The 16,260-nt window shown below is 71.2% G+C and carries 17 protein-coding genes; 10 read left to right on the top strand and 7 right to left on the bottom strand.

The window, feature by feature from the left end:
- Positions 1-66 precede the first annotated feature (66 nt).
- Complete coding sequence (moaA, locus tag ACIGEZ_RS00165; RefSeq protein WP_399824199.1) at positions 67-1,056, top strand: GTP 3',8-cyclase MoaA; 990 nt, start codon at positions 67-69, stop codon at positions 1,054-1,056.
- Between the two features lie 6 nt (positions 1,057-1,062).
- Here the strand turns inward: moaA and ACIGEZ_RS00160 are convergent, their stop codons facing one another.
- Both ACIGEZ_RS00160 and ACIGEZ_RS00155 read right to left on the bottom strand, forming a co-directional pair.
- On the bottom strand, positions 1,063-1,329 hold the full coding sequence (locus ACIGEZ_RS00160; RefSeq protein ID WP_399824197.1) for a hypothetical protein: 267 nt from the start codon (positions 1,327-1,329) through the stop codon (positions 1,063-1,065).
- Positions 1,330-1,521: 192 nt separating this feature from the next.
- On the bottom strand, positions 1,522-1,866 hold the full coding sequence (locus ACIGEZ_RS00155; protein WP_399824196.1) for a DUF3099 domain-containing protein: 345 nt from the start codon (positions 1,864-1,866) through the stop codon (positions 1,522-1,524).
- Between the two features lie 168 nt (positions 1,867-2,034).
- Between ACIGEZ_RS00155 and ACIGEZ_RS00150 the strand changes: the two genes are divergently transcribed.
- A complete protein-coding gene (locus tag ACIGEZ_RS00150) occupies positions 2,035-2,310 on the top strand; it encodes a GlsB/YeaQ/YmgE family stress response membrane protein (RefSeq protein ID WP_399826120.1) in 276 nt (91 codons plus the stop codon).
- A gap of 120 nt (positions 2,311-2,430) precedes the next feature.
- Here the strand turns inward: ACIGEZ_RS00150 and tyrS are convergent, their stop codons facing one another.
- The 3 genes from tyrS to ACIGEZ_RS00135 are packed head-to-tail and all read right to left on the bottom strand — an operon-like array spanning position 2,431 to position 6,678.
- On the bottom strand, positions 2,431-3,699 hold the full coding sequence (gene tyrS, locus ACIGEZ_RS00145; RefSeq protein WP_399824195.1) for a tyrosine--tRNA ligase: 1,269 nt from the start codon (positions 3,697-3,699) through the stop codon (positions 2,431-2,433).
- Positions 3,700-3,757: 58 nt separating this feature from the next.
- Positions 3,758-5,149: a metallopeptidase TldD-related protein gene (locus ACIGEZ_RS00140; protein WP_399824193.1), complete on the bottom strand. Its 1,392-nt coding sequence runs from the start codon at positions 5,147-5,149 to the stop codon at positions 3,758-3,760.
- On the bottom strand, positions 5,146-6,678 hold the full coding sequence (locus ACIGEZ_RS00135; RefSeq protein ID WP_399824191.1) for a TldD/PmbA family protein: 1,533 nt from the start codon (positions 6,676-6,678) through the stop codon (positions 5,146-5,148). The genes ACIGEZ_RS00140 and ACIGEZ_RS00135 overlap by 4 nt, the downstream gene beginning before the upstream one ends.
- A gap of 186 nt (positions 6,679-6,864) precedes the next feature.
- Between ACIGEZ_RS00135 and fabG the strand changes: the two genes are divergently transcribed.
- From fabG to ACIGEZ_RS00120, 3 genes are all read left to right on the top strand, one after another.
- Positions 6,865-7,569, top strand: a complete 705-nt coding sequence (fabG, locus tag ACIGEZ_RS00130) for a 3-oxoacyl-[acyl-carrier-protein] reductase (protein WP_399824189.1) — start codon at positions 6,865-6,867, stop codon at positions 7,567-7,569.
- Positions 7,570-7,572: 3 nt separating this feature from the next.
- On the top strand, positions 7,573-8,349 hold the full coding sequence (fabI, locus tag ACIGEZ_RS00125) for an enoyl-ACP reductase FabI (RefSeq protein WP_399824188.1): 777 nt from the start codon (positions 7,573-7,575) through the stop codon (positions 8,347-8,349).
- Between the two features lie 161 nt (positions 8,350-8,510).
- Positions 8,511-8,906, top strand: coding sequence for a hypothetical protein (locus tag ACIGEZ_RS00120; protein ID WP_399824187.1), 396 nt, complete (start codon positions 8,511-8,513; stop codon positions 8,904-8,906).
- Here ACIGEZ_RS00120 and ACIGEZ_RS00115 read toward each other — a convergent pair.
- The gene (locus tag ACIGEZ_RS00115) at positions 8,875-9,564 is read right to left on the bottom strand and encodes a FadR/GntR family transcriptional regulator (RefSeq protein WP_399824185.1); all 690 of its coding nucleotides are present in this window, start codon (positions 9,562-9,564) and stop codon (positions 8,875-8,877) included. The two genes, ACIGEZ_RS00120 and ACIGEZ_RS00115, sit on opposite strands and share 32 nt — an antisense overlap.
- A gap of 63 nt (positions 9,565-9,627) precedes the next feature.
- On the opposite strand from ACIGEZ_RS00115, the gene ACIGEZ_RS00110 reads away from it, so the two are divergent.
- The 4 genes from ACIGEZ_RS00110 to ACIGEZ_RS00095 all read left to right on the top strand — a co-directional run bounded on the left by ACIGEZ_RS00110 (position 9,628) and on the right by ACIGEZ_RS00095 (position 12,024).
- Complete coding sequence (locus ACIGEZ_RS00110; RefSeq protein WP_399824184.1) at positions 9,628-10,980, top strand: CynX/NimT family MFS transporter; 1,353 nt, start codon at positions 9,628-9,630, stop codon at positions 10,978-10,980.
- 17 nt (positions 10,981-10,997) lie between these two features.
- A complete protein-coding gene (locus tag ACIGEZ_RS00105) occupies positions 10,998-11,114 on the top strand; it encodes an SGM_5486 family transporter-associated protein (RefSeq protein ID WP_399824183.1) in 117 nt (38 codons plus the stop codon).
- A 152-nt stretch (positions 11,115-11,266) separates the two neighbouring features.
- A complete protein-coding gene (locus ACIGEZ_RS00100) occupies positions 11,267-11,470 on the top strand; it encodes a hypothetical protein (protein ID WP_399824182.1) in 204 nt (67 codons plus the stop codon).
- 35 nt (positions 11,471-11,505) lie between these two features.
- Entirely contained in the window at positions 11,506-12,024 is a 519-nt protein-coding gene (locus ACIGEZ_RS00095) for a SixA phosphatase family protein (protein WP_399824180.1), read from the top strand.
- A gap of 110 nt (positions 12,025-12,134) precedes the next feature.
- Here ACIGEZ_RS00095 and serB read toward each other — a convergent pair whose 3' ends face one another.
- Positions 12,135-13,367, bottom strand: a complete 1,233-nt coding sequence (serB, locus tag ACIGEZ_RS00090; protein ID WP_399824179.1) for a phosphoserine phosphatase SerB — start codon at positions 13,365-13,367, stop codon at positions 12,135-12,137.
- 222 nt (positions 13,368-13,589) lie between these two features.
- On the opposite strand from serB, the gene ACIGEZ_RS00085 reads away from it, so the two are divergent.
- Positions 13,590-16,169 carry an FHA domain-containing protein gene (locus ACIGEZ_RS00085; protein ID WP_399824178.1) on the top strand — a complete coding sequence of 860 codons (2,580 nt, stop codon included), beginning with the start codon at positions 13,590-13,592 and terminating at the stop codon, positions 16,167-16,169.
- Positions 16,170-16,260: the final 91 nt, after the last annotated feature.

The following is a 16,260-nucleotide window of genomic DNA, read 5'->3' as shown; positions in this document are numbered from 1 at the left end:
GCCCGATGTCGGAGGGGTCACGTAGGCTCGAACGAGAAGCGAACCGGAAGAAGGGGAGGGGCACGAGTGCTCATCGACACGTACGGCCGAGTCGCCACCGACCTGCGCGTTTCCCTCACCGACCGGTGCAATCTGCGCTGTACGTACTGCATGCCGGAGGAAGGCCTGCAGTGGCTGGCCAAGCCCGACCTGCTCACCGACGACGAGATCGTCCGCCTGGTCCGGATCGCCGTCACCGAGCTCGGCGTCACCGAGGTCCGCTTCACCGGCGGCGAGCCGCTGCTCCGCCCCGGCCTCGTCGGCATCGTCGAGCGCTGCGCCGCCCTCGAGCCGCGCCCCCGGATGTCCCTCACCACCAACGGCATCGGCCTCAAGCGCACCGCGGCCGCCCTCAAGGCGGCCGGCCTGGACCGGGTCAACGTCTCGCTCGACACCCTGCGGCCGGAGGTCTTCAAGACCCTCACCCGCCGCGACCGCCACCACGACGTCCTCGACGGCATGGCCGCCGCCCGCGACGCGGGCCTGACCCCGGTCAAGGTCAACGCCGTCCTGATGCCCGGGCTCAACGACGACGAGGCCCCCGACCTGCTGGCCTGGGCCGTGGCGAACGACTACGAGCTCCGCTTCATCGAGCAGATGCCCCTCGACGCCCAGCACGGCTGGAAGCGCGACGGCATGATCACCGCCGGGGACATCCTGGAGTCGCTGCGCACCCGCTTCGAGCTGACCCCCGAGGGCGAGGTCGAGCGCGGCTCCGCTCCCGCCGAGCGCTGGGTCGTCGACGGCGGCCCGCACACCGTGGGCGTCATCGCCTCCGTGACCCGTCCGTTCTGCCGGGCCTGCGACCGCACCCGGCTCACCGCCGACGGCCAGGTGCGCACCTGCCTGTTCGCCACCGAGGAGACCGACCTGCGGGCGGCGCTCCGGTCGGACGCCGAGGACCTGGAGATCGCGGAGATCTGGAAGAAGGCGATGTGGGGCAAGAAGGCCGGCTCGGGCCTCGACGACCCGAGCTTCCTTCAGCCCGACCGCCCGATGTCGGCGATCGGCGGCTGAGGCGGATCAGCCGCCGGAACCCCCGGCCTCGCCGGAACCCCCGGCCTCGCCGGAACCCCCGGCGTCGCCGGACTCCCAGTCGGTCAGCAGGACGACGTCCTTGAGGAAACCCCGTACACCCAGGAACTGGGAGAGGTGCTCGCGGTGCTCCTCGCACGCGAGCCAGGTCTTGCGCCGCTCGGGCGTGTGCAGCTTGGGGTTGTTCCAGGCGAGCACCCAGACGGCGTCGGCCCGGCAGCCCTTGGCGGAACAGATCGGCTTCTCTTCGCTCACCTGATCATTGTCCAGCAAGGGCGATGCCGGGCAGCCACGGGGGGAGCTGCCCGGCATCGGTCCGTCGCTCCGACGGGGGATGCGGAGCGCGTAGGCAGTATGTCACGGCCCATGGGGTGCGGTGCACCGGAACTTCATGATTGATCTGAGCAGTTCTTGAGCTTCGAGCGAGGGCGTGCTCACGGTGCGTGATCAACTCCGGGTGGGCGGAGGTTCCGCTCCGGTCTCCGTCGTGGACTCGCCGGGGGAGAGTTCCGGCCGCGTCGGCGCGGGGACGAAGGTGGCGAGAGGGGGCGGCGCGGACTCCCTACCCGCGTTGGCGATCACGACCGCGATATAGGGGAGCACCGCCCCGAGCACCAGCGCCACGATGGCCACGTGCCGCTCCACGTTCCACAGCACCGCGGCCGCGATGACGGCCAGCGTGCGCACGGTCATCGACACGACGTACCGCCGCTGCCGGCCGCGGACGTCGTCCGCGAGGCCCTGCCGGGCACCGGTGATCCGGAAGACCTCGGCCCCGCCATGCTTCCGCATCACATCCACCACCCGCTTGCCTCACCGGACCCTCCCTGGTCCGGACCTCCTTCCACGGTACGCCCGGCGTGCCATGCCGAGGAGACCGGGGCACGTATGGCGTCGTCCGACATGCGCCGTATGGCCGACGGGCCGAGACTGGGCACACATCCGCACGAGGAGGCGACGATGGGTTGGTTGTGGGCGATCATCGTGGGCTTCGTCCTGGGCCTGATCGCGAAGGCGATCCTGCCGGGCAAGCAGCAGATCCCACTGTGGCTGACGACCGTGTTCGGCATTCTCGGCAGCGTGCTGGGCAACGCGGTCGCCACGTGGATCGGAGTCAACGACACCAGGGGCATCGACTGGACCCGTCACCTGTTCCAGCTCATCGGCGCGGTGGCCGTGGTGGGGGTCGGGGACATGCTCTGGGCCTCGATCAAGGGCGGCAGGCAACGGGCGTGACGCCCCCTGACACGACCGGAGGCCCGGTACGGCGCACAGCGCGCGTACCGGGCCTCCGGTCATGAGCCGGCCGACGCCGGCCGGTCGGTGTCGGCCGCTCGGCGTCGGGCGAGGCGGGCGTCAGCCGGTGACGACCTCGATCGCGGCCAGGTTCTTCTTGCCGCGGCGCAGCACCAGCCAGCGCCCGTGCAGCAGTTCGTCAGCCGACACCTCGGCGTCCTCGGCGGTCACCTTGACGTTGTTCACGTAGGCGCCGCCCTCCTTCACCGTGCGGCGGGCCGCCGACTTGCTCGGCGCGAGGCCGACCTCGGCGAACAGGTCCACCACCAGGCCGAGCTCCGGCACGCGCGCGTGCGGCAGCTCGGACAGGGCCGCGGCCAGGGTCGCCTCGTCGAGCCCGGCGAGCTCGCCCTGGCCGAACAGCGCCTTGGAGGCGTCGATGACGGCCTGGCACTGGTCCGCGCCGTGCACCAGCGTGGTGAGCTCCTCGGCGAGCGCCCGCTGGGCGGTACGGGCCTGCGGCCGCTCGGCCGTCAGCTTCTCCAGCTCCTCCAGCTCCTCGCGGGACTTGAAGGACAGGATCCGCATGTACGTGGAGATGTCACGGTCGTCGACGTTCAGCCAGAACTGGTAGAACGCGTACGGCGTGGTCATCTCCGGGTCCAGCCAGACGGCGCCGCTCTCGGTCTTGCCGAACTTGGTGCCGTCGGCCTTCACCATCAGCGGGGTCGCCAGCGCGTGGACCTGCGCCTCCGGCTCGAGCCGGTGGATCAGGTCGAGGCCGGCCACCAGGTTGCCCCACTGGTCGGAGCCGCCCTGCTGGAGGGTGCAGCCGTGGCGCCGGTACAGCTCCAGGAAGTCCATCCCCTGGAGCAACTGGTAGCTGAACTCGGTGTAGCTGATGCCCTGCTCGGACTCCAGGCGCCGGGCGACGGAGTCCTTGGTCAGCATCTTGTTGACCCGGAAGTGCTTGCCGATGTCCCGCAGGAACTCGATCGCCGACAGCCCGGCGGTCCAGTCCAGGTTGTTCACCATGACCGCGGCGTTCTCCCCCTCGAAGGAGAGGAACGGCTCGATCTGCGAGCGCAGCCGGTTCACCCAGTTCGCGACCGTCTCGGGGTCGTTCAGGGTGCGCTCGGCGGTCGGCCGCGGGTCACCGATCTGGCCGGTGGCCCCGCCGACCAGCGCCAGCGGCCGGTGCCCGGCCTGCTGGAGCCGGCGGACGGTGAGGACCTGGACCAGGTGGCCCACGTGGAGACTGGCCGCGGTCGGGTCGAAGCCGCAATAGAACGTCACGGGACCGTCCGCGAGAGCCTTGCGCAAAGCGTCTTCGTCGGTGGACTGGGCGAACAGCCCGCGCCACTTCAGCTCGTCGACGATGTCCGTCACGTCGTCCGTCTCCTTGTGATGAATGAGGGAGAGAGTTGTCCCGGTCAGTCTAGGCCGGTCAGACCCCCTTGCTGACCGAACTCATGTTGAAGTCCGGCACCCGCAGGGCGGGCATCGCGGCGCGGGTGAACCAGTCGCTCCACTCGCGCGGCAGTGTCTTCTCCGTCCGGCCCGCCTCGGCGGCCCGCGACAGCAGGTCGACCGGCGACTCGTTGAACCGGAAGTTGTTCACCTCTCCGACCACCTCGCCGTTCTCGACCAGGTAGACGCCGTCCCGGGTCAGGCCGGTGAGCAGCAGCGTCGCCGGGTCGACCTCGCGGATGTACCAGAGGCAGGTCAGCAGCAGGCCCCGCTCGGTGGAGGCCACCATCTCCTCCAGGGAACGCTCGCCGCCGCCGTCCAGGATCAGGTTCCCGGCTCCGGGCGCCACGGGCAACCGGGTAAGGCCCGCGGTGTGCCGGGTGGTGATCAGATGCGCCAGCGCTCCGTCCCGTACCCAGTCCACCGGGGACAGCGGCAGGCCGTTGTCGAAGACGGAGGAGTCGTCGCCGGAGGAGTGGGCGATCACGAACGGCGCGGACTCCAGGCCCGGCTCGTTCGGGTCGCTGCGCAGGGTCAGCGGCAGCGGGGAGAGGGTCTCGCCGAGCCGGGTGCCGCCACCGGGCTTGGAGAAGACAGTACGGCCCTCCACCGCGTCCCGGGCCGTGGAGGACCACAGCTGGTAGATCAGCAGGTCGGCCACGGCGGTCGGCGGCAGCAGCGTCTCGTACCGGCCGGCCGGCAGCTCGATGCGGCGCTCGGCCCAGCCGAGGCGGGTGGCGAGCTCGGCGTCGAGCGCGGCCGGGTCGACGTCCTTGAAGTCGCGGGTCGAGCGGCCGGCCCACGCGGAGCGCGAGCGGTCGGGGGACTTGGCGTTGAGCTCCAGGGTGCCGTTCGGCTGGTCGTGGCGCAGCCGCAGCCCGGTGGACGTGCCGAGGTAGGTCGAGGTCAGCTCGTGGTTGGCGAATCCGTACAGTTCCCGGCCGCCCGCCCGGGCCCGGGCGAAGGCCTCGCCGAGTGCGGGCGCGAAGGCGTCGAAGACGGCGGAGGAGGTCTCGGCCGGTGCGTCGGTGAAGTCGGGGGAGGCGGCCACGCCCTCGACCAGCGGCTGGGCGTCCTCGGCGGGACCCGCCGCCCGCGCCGCCTCCTCCGCGGCCCGGACCAGCGGCTCCAGGTCGGCCGCGGTCACGGCGGAGCGCGAGACCACGCCGGAGGCGGTGCCCTGGGCGCCGTCCACGGTGGCGATCACGGTCAGGGTGCGGCCCCGGGTGACGCCGTTGGTGGTGAGCGCGTTGCCGGCCCAGCGCAGATTGGCCGAGGACTCCTCGTCGGCGATGACGACACACCCGTCCGCGCGGGACAGCTCCAGAGCCCGCTCGACGATCTCGTACGGCTTGCTGACGCGGCTCATCGACCGGCCTCCTGCGTCGTGTTCAGAATGTTGACGCCCCGGAAGAGGGCGGACGGGCAGCCGTGCGAGACGGCGGCCACCTGGCCCGGCTGGGCCTTGCCGCAGTTGAAGGCGCCGCCGAGTACGTACGTCTGGGGGCCGCCGACCTGCTCCATCGAGCCCCAGAAGTCGGTGGTCGTCGCCTGGTAGGCGACGTCCCGCAGCTGGCCCGCGAGCCGGCCGTTCTCGATGCGGAAGAACCGCTGGCCGGTGAACTGGAAGTTGTAGCGCTGCATGTCGATCGACCAGGAGCGGTCGCCGACCACGTAGATGCCCCGCTCCACCCCGCCGATCAGGTCCTCCGTGGAGAGTCCGCCCGGGTCGGGCTGGAGGGAGACGTTCGCCATCCGCTGTACCGGCACATGGCCGGGCGAGTCGGCGAAGGCGCAGCCGTTGGAGCGGCCGAGGCCGGTGAGCTTCGCGATCCGGCGGTCCAGCTGGTAGCCGACGAGCGTGCCGTCCTTGACCAGGTCCCAGGACTGCGCCTCGACGCCCTCGTCGTCGTAGCCGATGGTCGCCAGACCGTGCTCGGCGGTCCGGTCGCCCGTCACGTTCATGATCGAGGAGCCGTACGTCAGCTTGCCCAGCTGGTCGAAGGTGGCGAAGGAGGTGCCCGCGTACGCCGCCTCGTAGCCGAGCGCGCGGTCCAGCTCGGTGGCGTGGCCGATCGACTCGTGGATGGTCAGCCACAGGTTCGACGGGTCGACGACCAGGTCGTAGCGGCCGGCCTCGACACTCGGCGCCCGCATCTTCTCGGCGAGCAGCCCGGGGATCTCGTCGAGTTCCTTGTCCCAGTCCCAGCCGGTGCCGGTCAGGTACTCCCAGCCCCGCCCGGCCGGAGGCGCGATCGTGCGCATCGAGTCGAACTCGCCGGTGTTCTCGTCGACGGCGACCGCGGTGAGCTGCGGGTGCAGCCGGACCCGCTGCTGGGTGGTGACGGTGCCCGCGGTGTCCGCGTAGAACTTGTTCTCGTGCACGGTGAGCAGCGAGGCGTCCACATGGGCCACGCCGTCGGCCCGCAGCAGCCGGGCGCTCCAGTCGGCGAGCAGCCCGCTCTTCTCCTCACCGGAGATGGTGAACGGATCGATCTCGTACGAGGAGACCCAGACCCGGTCCGCGTGCACCGGCTCCTCGGCCAGCTCCACACGCTCCTGCGACCCGGCCGCCGCGATCACCTTCGCCGACAGCTTGGCCATGGCGACCGCCTGCGAGGCGACCCGCGCGGCCCCGTCCATGGTCAGGTCGACGCCGGACGCGAAGCCCCAGGCCCCGCCGTGCACCACCCGCACCGCGTAGCCGAGGTCCGTGGTGTCCGAGGAGCCCGAGGGCTTGGCGTCCCGCAGCCGCCACGCGGCGCTGCGCACCCGCTCCAGGCGGAAGTCGGCGTGGTCGGCGCCGAGCGCGCGCGCCCGGGCGAGCGCCGCGTCGGCGAGCGCCCGAAGCGGCAGCGCCGTGAAGGCTTCGTCGAGGGAATGGGGGCCAGATGGCACGTTTGTCTCCTGTCGTGTGAGACCGGTCGTCCCTGATCATGTCGCGCTTTCGGCCGCGATGCCCAGAGCTTTCTGTAGGGACCCGACAGTGACATCCGTACGCCACTGTCAGGGCCCGATTCTCCGTATCGCGGAAGGGACCGATAGGTTTTCGGCATACCAGACCGCTATCGAAAGGGTGATCCGTTGAGCCGCTCGGTTCTCGTCACCGGAGGAAACCGGGGCATCGGCCTCGCCATCGCCCGCGCGTTCGCCGATGCCGGCGACAAGGTCGCCATCACGTACCGCTCCGGTGAGCCGCCGGCCGGCTTCCTGGCCGTGAAGTGCGACATCACGGACGCCGAGCAGGTGGATCAGGCGTACAAGGAGATCGAGGAGACGCACGGTCCGGTCGAGGTCCTGGTGGCCAACGCCGGCGTGACCAAGGACCAGCTCCTCATGCGCATGTCCGAGGAGGACTTCACGTCCGTCCTCGACACCAACCTCACCGGCACCTTCCGGGTCGTCAAGCGTGCCAACCGCGGCATGCTGCGCGCCAAGAAGGGCCGCGTCGTGCTGATCTCCTCGGTCGTCGGCCTGCTCGGCTCGGCGGGCCAGGCGAACTACGCCGCCTCGAAGGCCGGCCTGGTCGGTTTCGCGCGTTCCCTCGCCCGGGAGCTCGGTTCGCGCAACATCACGTTCAACGTCGTCGCGCCCGGTTTCGTCGACACCGACATGACCGCCGTCCTGACCGACGAGCAGCGCGCCGGCATCGTGTCCCAGGTGCCGCTGGGCCGCTACGCGCAGCCCGAGGAGATCGCCGCCGCGGTGAAGTTCCTCGCCTCGGACGACGCCTCGTACATCACTGGAGCCGTCATCCCGGTTGACGGCGGACTGGGAATGGGTCACTGAACCATGGCTGGAATCCTCGAGGGCAAGAAGATCCTCATCACCGGTGTGCTGATGGAGTCCTCCATCGCCTTCCACGCCGCGAAGCTGGCCCAGGAGCAGGGTGCGGAGATCATCCTCACCGCGTGGCCGCGTCCGACGCTGACCGAGCGCATCGCCAAGAAGCTGCCCCAGCCCGACAAGGTCAAGGTCCTGGAGCTCGACGTCTCGAACGACGAGCACCTCGCCCGACTGGAGGGCCAGGTCCGCGAGCAGCTCGGCGACCGCCTCGACGGCATCGTGCACTCCATCGGCTTCGCGCCGCAGGACGCGCTCGGCGGCAACTTCCTGAACACGCCGTTCGAGTCCGTGGCCACCGCCATGCACGTCTCCGCCTTCTCCCTGAAGTCGCTGACCATGGCGCTGCTGCCGCTCATGACCGAGGGCGGCTCCGTCGTCGGCCTCACCTTCGACGCGCAGTTCGCGTGGCCGCAGTACGACTGGATGGGCCCGACCAAGGCCGCCCTGGAGGCCACCAGCCGCTACATGGCGCGTGACCTGGGCGAGCGGAACATCCGCTGCAACCTTGTCTCGGCCGGCCCGCTCGGTTCGATGGCCGCCAAGTCCATCCCGGGCTTCGAGGACCTGGCGAAGGTCTGGGACAGCCGTTCCCCGCTGGAGTGGGACCTGGCCGACCCGGAGCCGGCCGGGCGCGCCATCGTCGCGCTGCTGTCCGAGTGGTTCCCGAAGACCACGGGCGAGATCGTCCACGTCGACGGCGGTCTGCACGCCATCGGCGCCTGACGCTTTCGGCAGCCGTACGAAGGGGCCGGGTGCCCGCCTCCAGGGCGGGCGCCCGGCCCCGCCGTTTTCGCAACTCGGGCCCCGAGTCGAAAAGTCGGCCGAATCGCCCCAGACTGGTCACAGCGTGACACTCCGGCTGCTGATGGGGAGGAGGTACGGGCATGCGCGCGCTGCACCCCAGGGCTCCCGCACTCGTCTCGGCCGCCGCACTCCTCGCGGGTCTGGCCGGCCTCGCCGTCGCCGCCGAGGTCCGCGCCGCTCCCGCCCCCACGGAGGACGCGCCGCTCTCCGTCCCCGCGGCCGCGGAGGACGAGAACGTCGGCGCCTCCTGCCGCACCGTCGTCGAGGGCTCCTCCGTCACCGCGCACTGCCAGAACCCCTTCCCGCGTACGGACCGGGTCCGCCTGCACGTCGAGTGCGCGCGCTGGTGGGACCTGGACAGCGACAGCGCCCCCGTCGACGTCGGTCCCGCCGACTACGCCCAGGTGAGCGGACGCTGCTGGAAGGAGGTCCGCTCCGCCTGGATCACCCACGAACCGGCGGCTCGGGGCTCCTGAGGCACAGGAACGGATAGCTGGCCGCCTCCGCCGCCGCCCGCTCGGCGTCGCCCTCCCGGATCGCCTCCACCAGGCGCGCGTGGTCCATGTGGTTCTCCGGTCGCAGCTCCCGGCCCACGTCGCCGCGCAGCCAGTCCCGCAGCACGTGCCCGAGGTCGGCGTACAGCTCGGTCAGCACGTCGTTGTGCGAGGCGACCACCACCGCGTGGTGGAAGGCCGCGTCGACCGTCACGAACTCCTCCGCGTCGCCCGACTCCCACACCGCCTCGCGGCGCAGCAGCAGCGCGTCCAGCTGCTTCATGTCCCGGTCCGTGCGCCGCTGCGCGGCGAGCCGGGCCGCCGACGACTCCAGGGTGGAGCGCAGCTCCGCGATGTGCCGCGGGTCCGAGCCGGCGAACCTGCGGTGCATCACCCCGGCCAGCTCGCTCGTCGCCACCACATAGGTGCCCGAGCCCTGCCGGATGTCGAGCAGGCCGTTGTGCGCGAGCGCGCGCACCGCCTCGCGGACGGTGTTGCGGGCCACGCCCAGCTGCTCGACGAGCTCCGGCTCCGTGGGGATCCGCGACCCCACCGGCCACTCGCCGGAGGTGATCTGGTTCCGCAGCTCGGCGATCACCTGATCGGAGAGCCCGGTACGCCGGGGATGGCCGAGCGCCATGCTGCACCTACCGTTTCGTTCGGGATTGGACAACCAATCATCCCATGATTCTATGATGGCCCCATGCCTGACGAGCCGCTGACCCTCGACCCCGCCCGCACGGCGACCCGCCCCGTCGCGGGCGCCGCCGATTCTCCCGCACCCGCCGGACCCACCCGCTGGGTCGTCGGGCTCGTCACCGCCGGACTCGTCCTCGCCGCGTTCAACCTGCGCCCCGCCATCACCAGCCTCGGCGCCCTCCTGGAAGAGGTCAGCGAGGGGCTCCACATGAGCGGCAGCGTGGCAGGCGTCCTCACCTCCGTACCGCCGCTCTGCTTCGCCGTCTTCGGCATCGCCGCCCCGCGCCTCGCCCGCCGATTCGGCCCCGCCGCCGTCGTCTGCGCCGGCATGGCCGCGATCTTCGCCGGCCTCGTCCTGCGCCCCTTCGCCTCCGGCACCGCGGGCTTCCTCGCGGCCAGTGCCCTCGCCCTCATGGGCATCGCGGTCAGCAACGTCCTCATGCCCGTCATCGTGAAGAAGTACTTCCCGGACCGCATCGGCTCCATGACCGGCCTCTACTCGATGGCCCTCGCGCTCGGCACCTCCGTGGCGGCCGCCGCGACCGTCCCCATGACCGCGGCCCTCGGCGGCGGTTGGCGGCTCGGCCTCGGTGTCTGGGCGGTCCTCGCCGCCCTCGCCGTCCTGCCGTGGCTCGCGCTGGTGCGCGACCGCGGCGCGGCCGGCCGCGCGGGCGCGCGGAGCGCCGGGCAGGGCGCCGACCCGACCGCCGGGCGGAGCGCCGACCCGACCGCCGGGCAGGGTGCCGCTCCGGCCGTCGCCGAGCCCGTCGCCGCGGCGCCGCGGGTCGTCCGCAGCCGCACCGCCTGGGCGCTCGGTGTCTTCTTCGGGCTCCAGGCCACCGGCGCCTACATCACCATGGGCTGGATGCCGCAGGTCTTCCGCGACGCCGGCGTCCCCGCCTCGACCGCCGGCGTGCTGCTCGCCGTCACCATGGTGATGGGCGTGCCGCTCGCCTTCGTCATCCCCCGGCTCGCGACGCGCATGAAGAACCAGGGCCCCATCGTCGTCGCGCTCGGCCTGTGCGGCCTCGCCGGCTACACCGGCCTGTACGTCGCGCCCGCCGCAGGCGCCTGGATATGGGCCCTGCTCCTCGGCGTCTCGAACTGCGCCTTCCCGCTCGCCCTCACCATGATCGGGATGCGCTCGCGGACCGGCGCCGGAGTCGTGAAGCTCTCCGCCTTCGCCCAGAGCGTCGGCTACCTCATCTCCATCCCCGGACCGCTCGTCGTCGGCATCCTCTACCAGCACAGCGGCGGCTGGGGGCTGCCCATCGCCCTCATGGGCGGCCTGATGATCCCGCAGATGATCGTGGGCACCCTCGCCGGCCGGGACCGCACCGTCGAGGACGAATGCTGAGATGCGAGACTGAGCCCATGCCCGTACTCGAACCGAACCCCCCGAACGGCCAGAAGAAGCTCCTCATCGTGTTCGGCACGATGATGGCGATCACGGCCGTCATCGCCGTCATCGCCTCCCTCGCCTCTCCCTGAGCCCACGTCCCCCTGAGGGGGAGGGTGGGGTTGTCCCCCCGTCCCCTAGGGGGTGAGTGTCAGGGTGAAGTGGGTGGATCACCGGATGGGACGGGCCTTGCCCGATCCGTAGGTTGGAGACGTCGAGGAGATCCCACCCCACGGAGGCGGCCATGACGGCGCGAACCCACACCGGCTCACGCACCGGACCGACCGGCATCGACACCCGGCTGCCCTGGTGGGCCCTCGGTCTGCCCGTGCTCGCCTTCGTCGCCCTCTTCCTGCTGATAGCGGGCCCCGGGGAGGCCCGCGCGGCGGGCGTCGACCCCGCGTTCGGACGCGTCCTGGAGCGGGTCCAGCAAACGCTCTCTCTCTGAGTCAACCCGGCCTGATTCATGCGAAGCTGTGGAGCATGAGCGTCGACACACCCCGCAGGATCGTGCTGCTCCGACACGCAAAGGCGGACTGGCCGCAGACCTCCGACCACGAGCGGCCGCTCGCCGAGCGCGGCCGCACGGACGCCCCGGTGGCGGGCCGCAGGCTCGCCGACACCGGCATCGACCTCGACCTGGCCCTCTGCTCGACCGCCGCGAGGACCCGGGAGACCTGGAAGCTGGCCGTCCAGGAGCTGCCCGAGCGCCCCAGGACGGTGTACGAGGACCGGCTGTACGAGGCCTCCCTCGGCGAGCTCATCGCCCTCGTCAACGAGACGCCCGACACGGTGAACGGCCTCCTGCTCATCGGCCACAACCCGGGAATGCACGCGCTCGCCGACGCCCTGGCCGGCGAGGCCGAGGGCGACCACCTCGCCCGGATGACCCGCAGCGGCTTCCCCACCGCCGCCTTCGCCGTCGTCACCTTCGACGGCAGCTGGAAGTCCGTCGAGCACGGGGTGGGCAAGCTGGTCGAGTTCTGGGCCCCGCACTCCTGACGCGTACGCCTGCCCCGCACTCCTGCCCGCACGCCTGACGCGTTCACCTGACCCGTACGCGCGAGGGCCCGGCCGTCGCGAGACAGCCGGGCCCTCGCACGTACGCCGTCTCAGTGCAGCAGGTCCTCCGCGCCGCCGTCCGCGGCCTCGACCTCCTCGCGGGTGATCCCCAGGAGGTAGAGCACCGTGTCCAGGAACGGCACGTTGACCGCGGTGTCCGCCGCCCGGCGCACCACCGGCTTGGCGTTGAACGCCACCCCGAGCCCGGCCGCGTTCAGCATGTCCAGGTCGTTGGCGCCGTCGCCGATCGCGACCGTCTGCGCCAGCGGCACCCCGGCCTCCGCCGCGAAACGGCGCAGCAGCCGCGCCTTGCCCGCCCGGTCCACGATCTCGCCGGTCACCCGGCCGGTCAGCCTGCCGTCCACGATCTCCAGGGTGTTCGCCTGGGCGAAGTCGAGCCCGAGCTTCCCCCTGAGGTCGTCGGTGACCTGGGTGAAGCCGCCGGAGACGACCCCCACCTGGTAGCCGAGCCGCTTGAGGGTACGGATCAGGGTGCGCGCCCCTGGGGTCAGCCGCACCTCGGCGCGGACCTTGTCCACCACCGACGCGTCCAGACCCGCGAGCAGCTCCACCCGCGCGTGCAGCGACTGCTCGAAGTCCAGCTCGCCGCGCATCGCCGCCGCCGTCACCTCGGCGACCTTGTCCTCACAGCCGGCGTGCGCCGCGAACAGCTCGATGACCTCGTCCTGGATCAGCGTCGAGTCGACGTCCATGACGACCAGACGCTGGGCACGGCGGTGCAGCCCGGCGGAGACCACGGCCACGTCCACGCCGACCGAGTGCGCCTCGGTGGCCAGCGCGGTCCGCAGCGGCTCCGTCTCGCAGCCCGAGACGGCGAACTCGACCGCCGTCACCGGATACTTGGCGAGCCGGAAGATCCGGTCGATGTTGCCGCCGGCCCCGGCGATCCTGGCCGCTATGGCGGCGGTCTGTTCCGCGGTCAGCGGGTGCCCGAGCACGGTGACGTGCGAGCGGCCCTCACCACGGGGACGGTTGTCGCCGGTGCCCGAGATGATCTCGGCCTGCAGCTTCATGGACTCGGCCCAGCTGTGCACGGTGGCCCGCAGCTCGCCCTGGGAGGCGACGGTGGGCTCGGTGACGAGCGCGCACAGCACGAGACGGCCGCGCGAGACGACCTGCTCGATGTCCACGACGTCGACGGAGTAGGCGGCGAGGGTGTCGAAGAGTCCGGCGGTGATCCCGGGACGGTCCTTCCCGAAGATCTTGACGAGAAGAGTGGGAACGTCCTCGGCGGGAACGTCCGATGTCTGCGATGCGCTCATGGTGCTTCCACCGTATCGGGCACCGGGTGCCACCCGACCCCCCGTCCCGCCTGCCGGACACCCGCCCGGCCGCACTCTTGCCACGCGGGCGTGCCCCGTGCAGGCGTACGCAAGCTCTTCACGCGGCCCGACTTTCGGATACGGCTTCCGGCCTGAAATAGTTCCCCAGGATGTTCACCATCCCTGGGCTCCCAACGACGGGGGTACATCGGGGGACAAGTAGTGGGGCATGGAGTGCCAGAACTCGTACTGGAATTGAATGGAAGGACCTGGACTCTCGATCCGTCCAGGTCGTACACCCTGGGCCGTGATCCCCAGGGCGACCTGGTGATCGACGACGCCAGGGTCTCGTGGCGACACGCCACCATCAGCTGGGGCGGCCGGAGTTGGGTCATCGAGGACCACGGCTCCACCAACGGCACGTTCGTGCAGGGCCAGCGGGTCCACCAGGTGGAGATCGGGCCGGGCTCGGCCGTCAACCTCGGCAACGCCACCGACGGCCCGCGGCTCAACCTCGCCGCCGCCGGCGCGCAGGCGGCCCAGCAGCAGCCTCCGCAGGCCGCGCACCAGGCCGCCGGGCACGCCGCCCAGCAGCACGCACAGCAGGCCGCCGCCCAGGCGGACTGGGCCACCCACCAGGCCCCGCCGCAGCAGGCTCAGCAGCAGGGCTGGCAGCAGCCGCAGCAGCACGCGGTCCCGCAGCAGCAGGCGCCGCAGCACCCGCAGCAGCCGCAGGTCCCGCACCAGCAGGCAGGGCCGCAGGGCGCGCAGCCGGTCTACGGCGACCGCAGCCCCACCACCTTCCACCAGCTGAACCTCGGCCACGTGATGCGCCTCGGCCGTGCGCTCGAGAACGAACTGGTCGTCTCCGACCTCCAGGTCTCGCGCTACCACGCCGAGTTCCACGCGACGCCCGACGGCCGCTTCGAGATCCGCGACCTGGGCTCGCACAACGGCACGTACGTCAACGGCCAGCCGATCCCCAAGAACGGCTCCGTCCTCCTCGGCCCCAACGACATCGTCGGCGTCGGCCACTCGACGTTCCGCATCGTCGGCAACCAGCTCGAGGAGTTCGTCGACACCGGCGAGGTCTCGTTCTCGGCCCGCCACCTCACGGTGACGGTCGAGGGCGGCAAGCAGATCCTCAAGGACGTCACCTTCGGCGTCCCCGAGAAGTCGCTCATCGGCGTCATCGGTCCCTCCGGCTCCGGCAAGTCGACCCTCCTCAAGGCGCTCACCGGCTACCGGCCCGCCGACCAGGGCGACGTCCTGTACGACAACCGCAGCCTGTACAAGCAGTTCGCCGAGCTGCGCCAGCGCATCGGTCTGGTCCCGCAGGACGACATCCTGCACAAGGAGCTGACCGTCCAGAAGGCGCTGCGCTACGCGGCCAAGCTGCGCTTCCCCGGCGACACCGCCGAGGCCGAGCGCGAGGCCCGGATCGACGAGGTGCTGCGCGAGCTCAAGCTCGACATCCACCGGGAGAAGAAGGTCACCTCGCTCTCCGGCGGCCAGCGCAAGCGCGTCTCGGTCGCCCTTGAGCTGCTGACCAAGCCCTCGCTGATCTTCCTGGACGAGCCGACCTCCGGTCTCGACCCGGGCATGGACCGCGACGTCATGCAGCTGCTGCGCGGCCTCGCCGACGACGGCCGTACGGTCCTCGTCGTCACCCACTCGGTGGCCGAGCTCGGCCTGTGCGACAAGCTGCTCGTGATGGCGCCCGGCGGCTCGGTGGCGTACTTCGGCCCGCCGGAGGAGGCACTGAACTTCTTCGGCTACTCCACCTGGGCCGATGTCTTCTCCGCCTTCGAGAACTACCGCGACTACGACTGGGCGGGCCGCTGGAAGGGCTCGCAGCACTACCAGATGTACGCCGCGGAGATCGACGCCGTCGCCGCACAGCCGGTCCAGCTGCCGCACCAGGCCCAGCAGGCGCTGACCCGCCCGCCCAAGCCGCAGGGCTGGGGCTCCCAGCTGTGGACGCTGATCCGCCGCTATGTGTCGGTGATCGCCTCCGACAAGGGCTTCCTGGCCCTGATGGTGATCCTGCCGGCCGTCCTCGGCGCGGTCTCGGTGGTCATCCCGGCCGACTTCGGCCTGGCCCCGCCCAAGCCGCCGTCCCGCTTCAACGGCGACGCCGGCACGATCATGCTGATCCTCGCGGTCGGCATGTGCTTCTCGGGCGCCGCCAACTCCGTACGAGAGCTGATCAAGGAACGGGTCATCTACGAGCGGGAGCGCGCCACCGGCCTGTCCCGCTCCGCGTACCTGATGTCCAAGGTCATCGTCCTCGGCGTGATCACCGCCTTCCAGGGCGTGATCATCTGCGGCATCGGCTTCTCCACCCGCGACCTGCCCGCCGAGGGCCTGTTCATGCCGCCGGCGGTCGAGCTGTGCGTCCAGGTCATCGCGCTCGGCCTGACCTCGATGATGGTCGGCCTGGTCATCTCGGCCCTGGTGAAGACCGCCGAGAAGACCATGCCGCTGCTCGTCATGTTCGCGATCATCCAGGTCGTGTTCACCGGCATCCTCTTCCAGGTGTACGGCTCGCCCGGCCTGGAGCAGTTCGCCTGGCTGATGCCGTCGCGCTGGGGCATCGCCGGCGCGGGCACCACGCTCGACCTGGCGCACCTGATGCCGCCGTGGGACCACAAGGACCCCACGAACACCGACCCGCTGTGGGAGCACACGGTCGGCCAGTGGAGCCTCGACCTCGGCATCCAGCTGCTCATGGCGACCCTCTGCTGCGTCCTCGTGGCGCGGTTGCTGCGCCGCCACGAGCCGGAGGTCATGCGCAAGTAAGGCCGTGAGGCCGTGAGGCCTGCGCCGAAGGGCGGCACCCCTGCACGGGGTGCCGCCCTTCGGCATGTGCGCAGCCGACCAGGCCGGTCAG

Origin of the sequence: Streptomyces sp. NPDC085481, from assembly GCF_044541845.1 — a bacterium.
Lineage (GTDB): Bacteria > Actinomycetota > Actinomycetes > Streptomycetales > Streptomycetaceae > Streptomyces.
This window is presented reverse-complemented; position numbering and strand designations above follow the sequence as displayed.

Excerpts from the sequence above, each read along its gene's own strand:
- ACIGEZ_RS00105 (WP_399824183.1), top strand. The coding sequence starts at position 10,998 with ATGCCCGTACTCGAACCGAACCCCCCGAACGGCCAGAAGAAGCTCCTC.
- ACIGEZ_RS00140 (WP_399824193.1), bottom strand. The coding sequence starts at position 5,149 with ATGAGCCGCGTCAGCAAGCCGTACGAGATCGTCGAGCGGGCTCTGGAG.
- ACIGEZ_RS00115 (WP_399824185.1), bottom strand. The coding sequence starts at position 9,564 with ATGGCGCTCGGCCATCCCCGGCGTACCGGGCTCTCCGATCAGGTGATC.
- serB (WP_399824179.1), bottom strand. The coding sequence starts at position 13,367 with ATGAGCGCATCGCAGACATCGGACGTTCCCGCCGAGGACGTTCCCACT.
- fabI (WP_399824188.1), top strand. The coding sequence starts at position 7,573 with ATGGCTGGAATCCTCGAGGGCAAGAAGATCCTCATCACCGGTGTGCTG.
- ACIGEZ_RS00120 (WP_399824187.1), top strand. The coding sequence starts at position 8,511 with ATGCGCGCGCTGCACCCCAGGGCTCCCGCACTCGTCTCGGCCGCCGCA.
- ACIGEZ_RS00095 (WP_399824180.1), top strand. The coding sequence starts at position 11,506 with ATGAGCGTCGACACACCCCGCAGGATCGTGCTGCTCCGACACGCAAAG.
- ACIGEZ_RS00155 (WP_399824196.1), bottom strand. The coding sequence starts at position 1,866 with ATGCGGAAGCATGGCGGGGCCGAGGTCTTCCGGATCACCGGTGCCCGG.
- ACIGEZ_RS00100 (WP_399824182.1), top strand. The coding sequence starts at position 11,267 with ATGACGGCGCGAACCCACACCGGCTCACGCACCGGACCGACCGGCATC.
- ACIGEZ_RS00150 (WP_399826120.1), top strand. The coding sequence starts at position 2,035 with ATGGGTTGGTTGTGGGCGATCATCGTGGGCTTCGTCCTGGGCCTGATC.
- ACIGEZ_RS00110 (WP_399824184.1), top strand. The coding sequence starts at position 9,628 with ATGCCTGACGAGCCGCTGACCCTCGACCCCGCCCGCACGGCGACCCGC.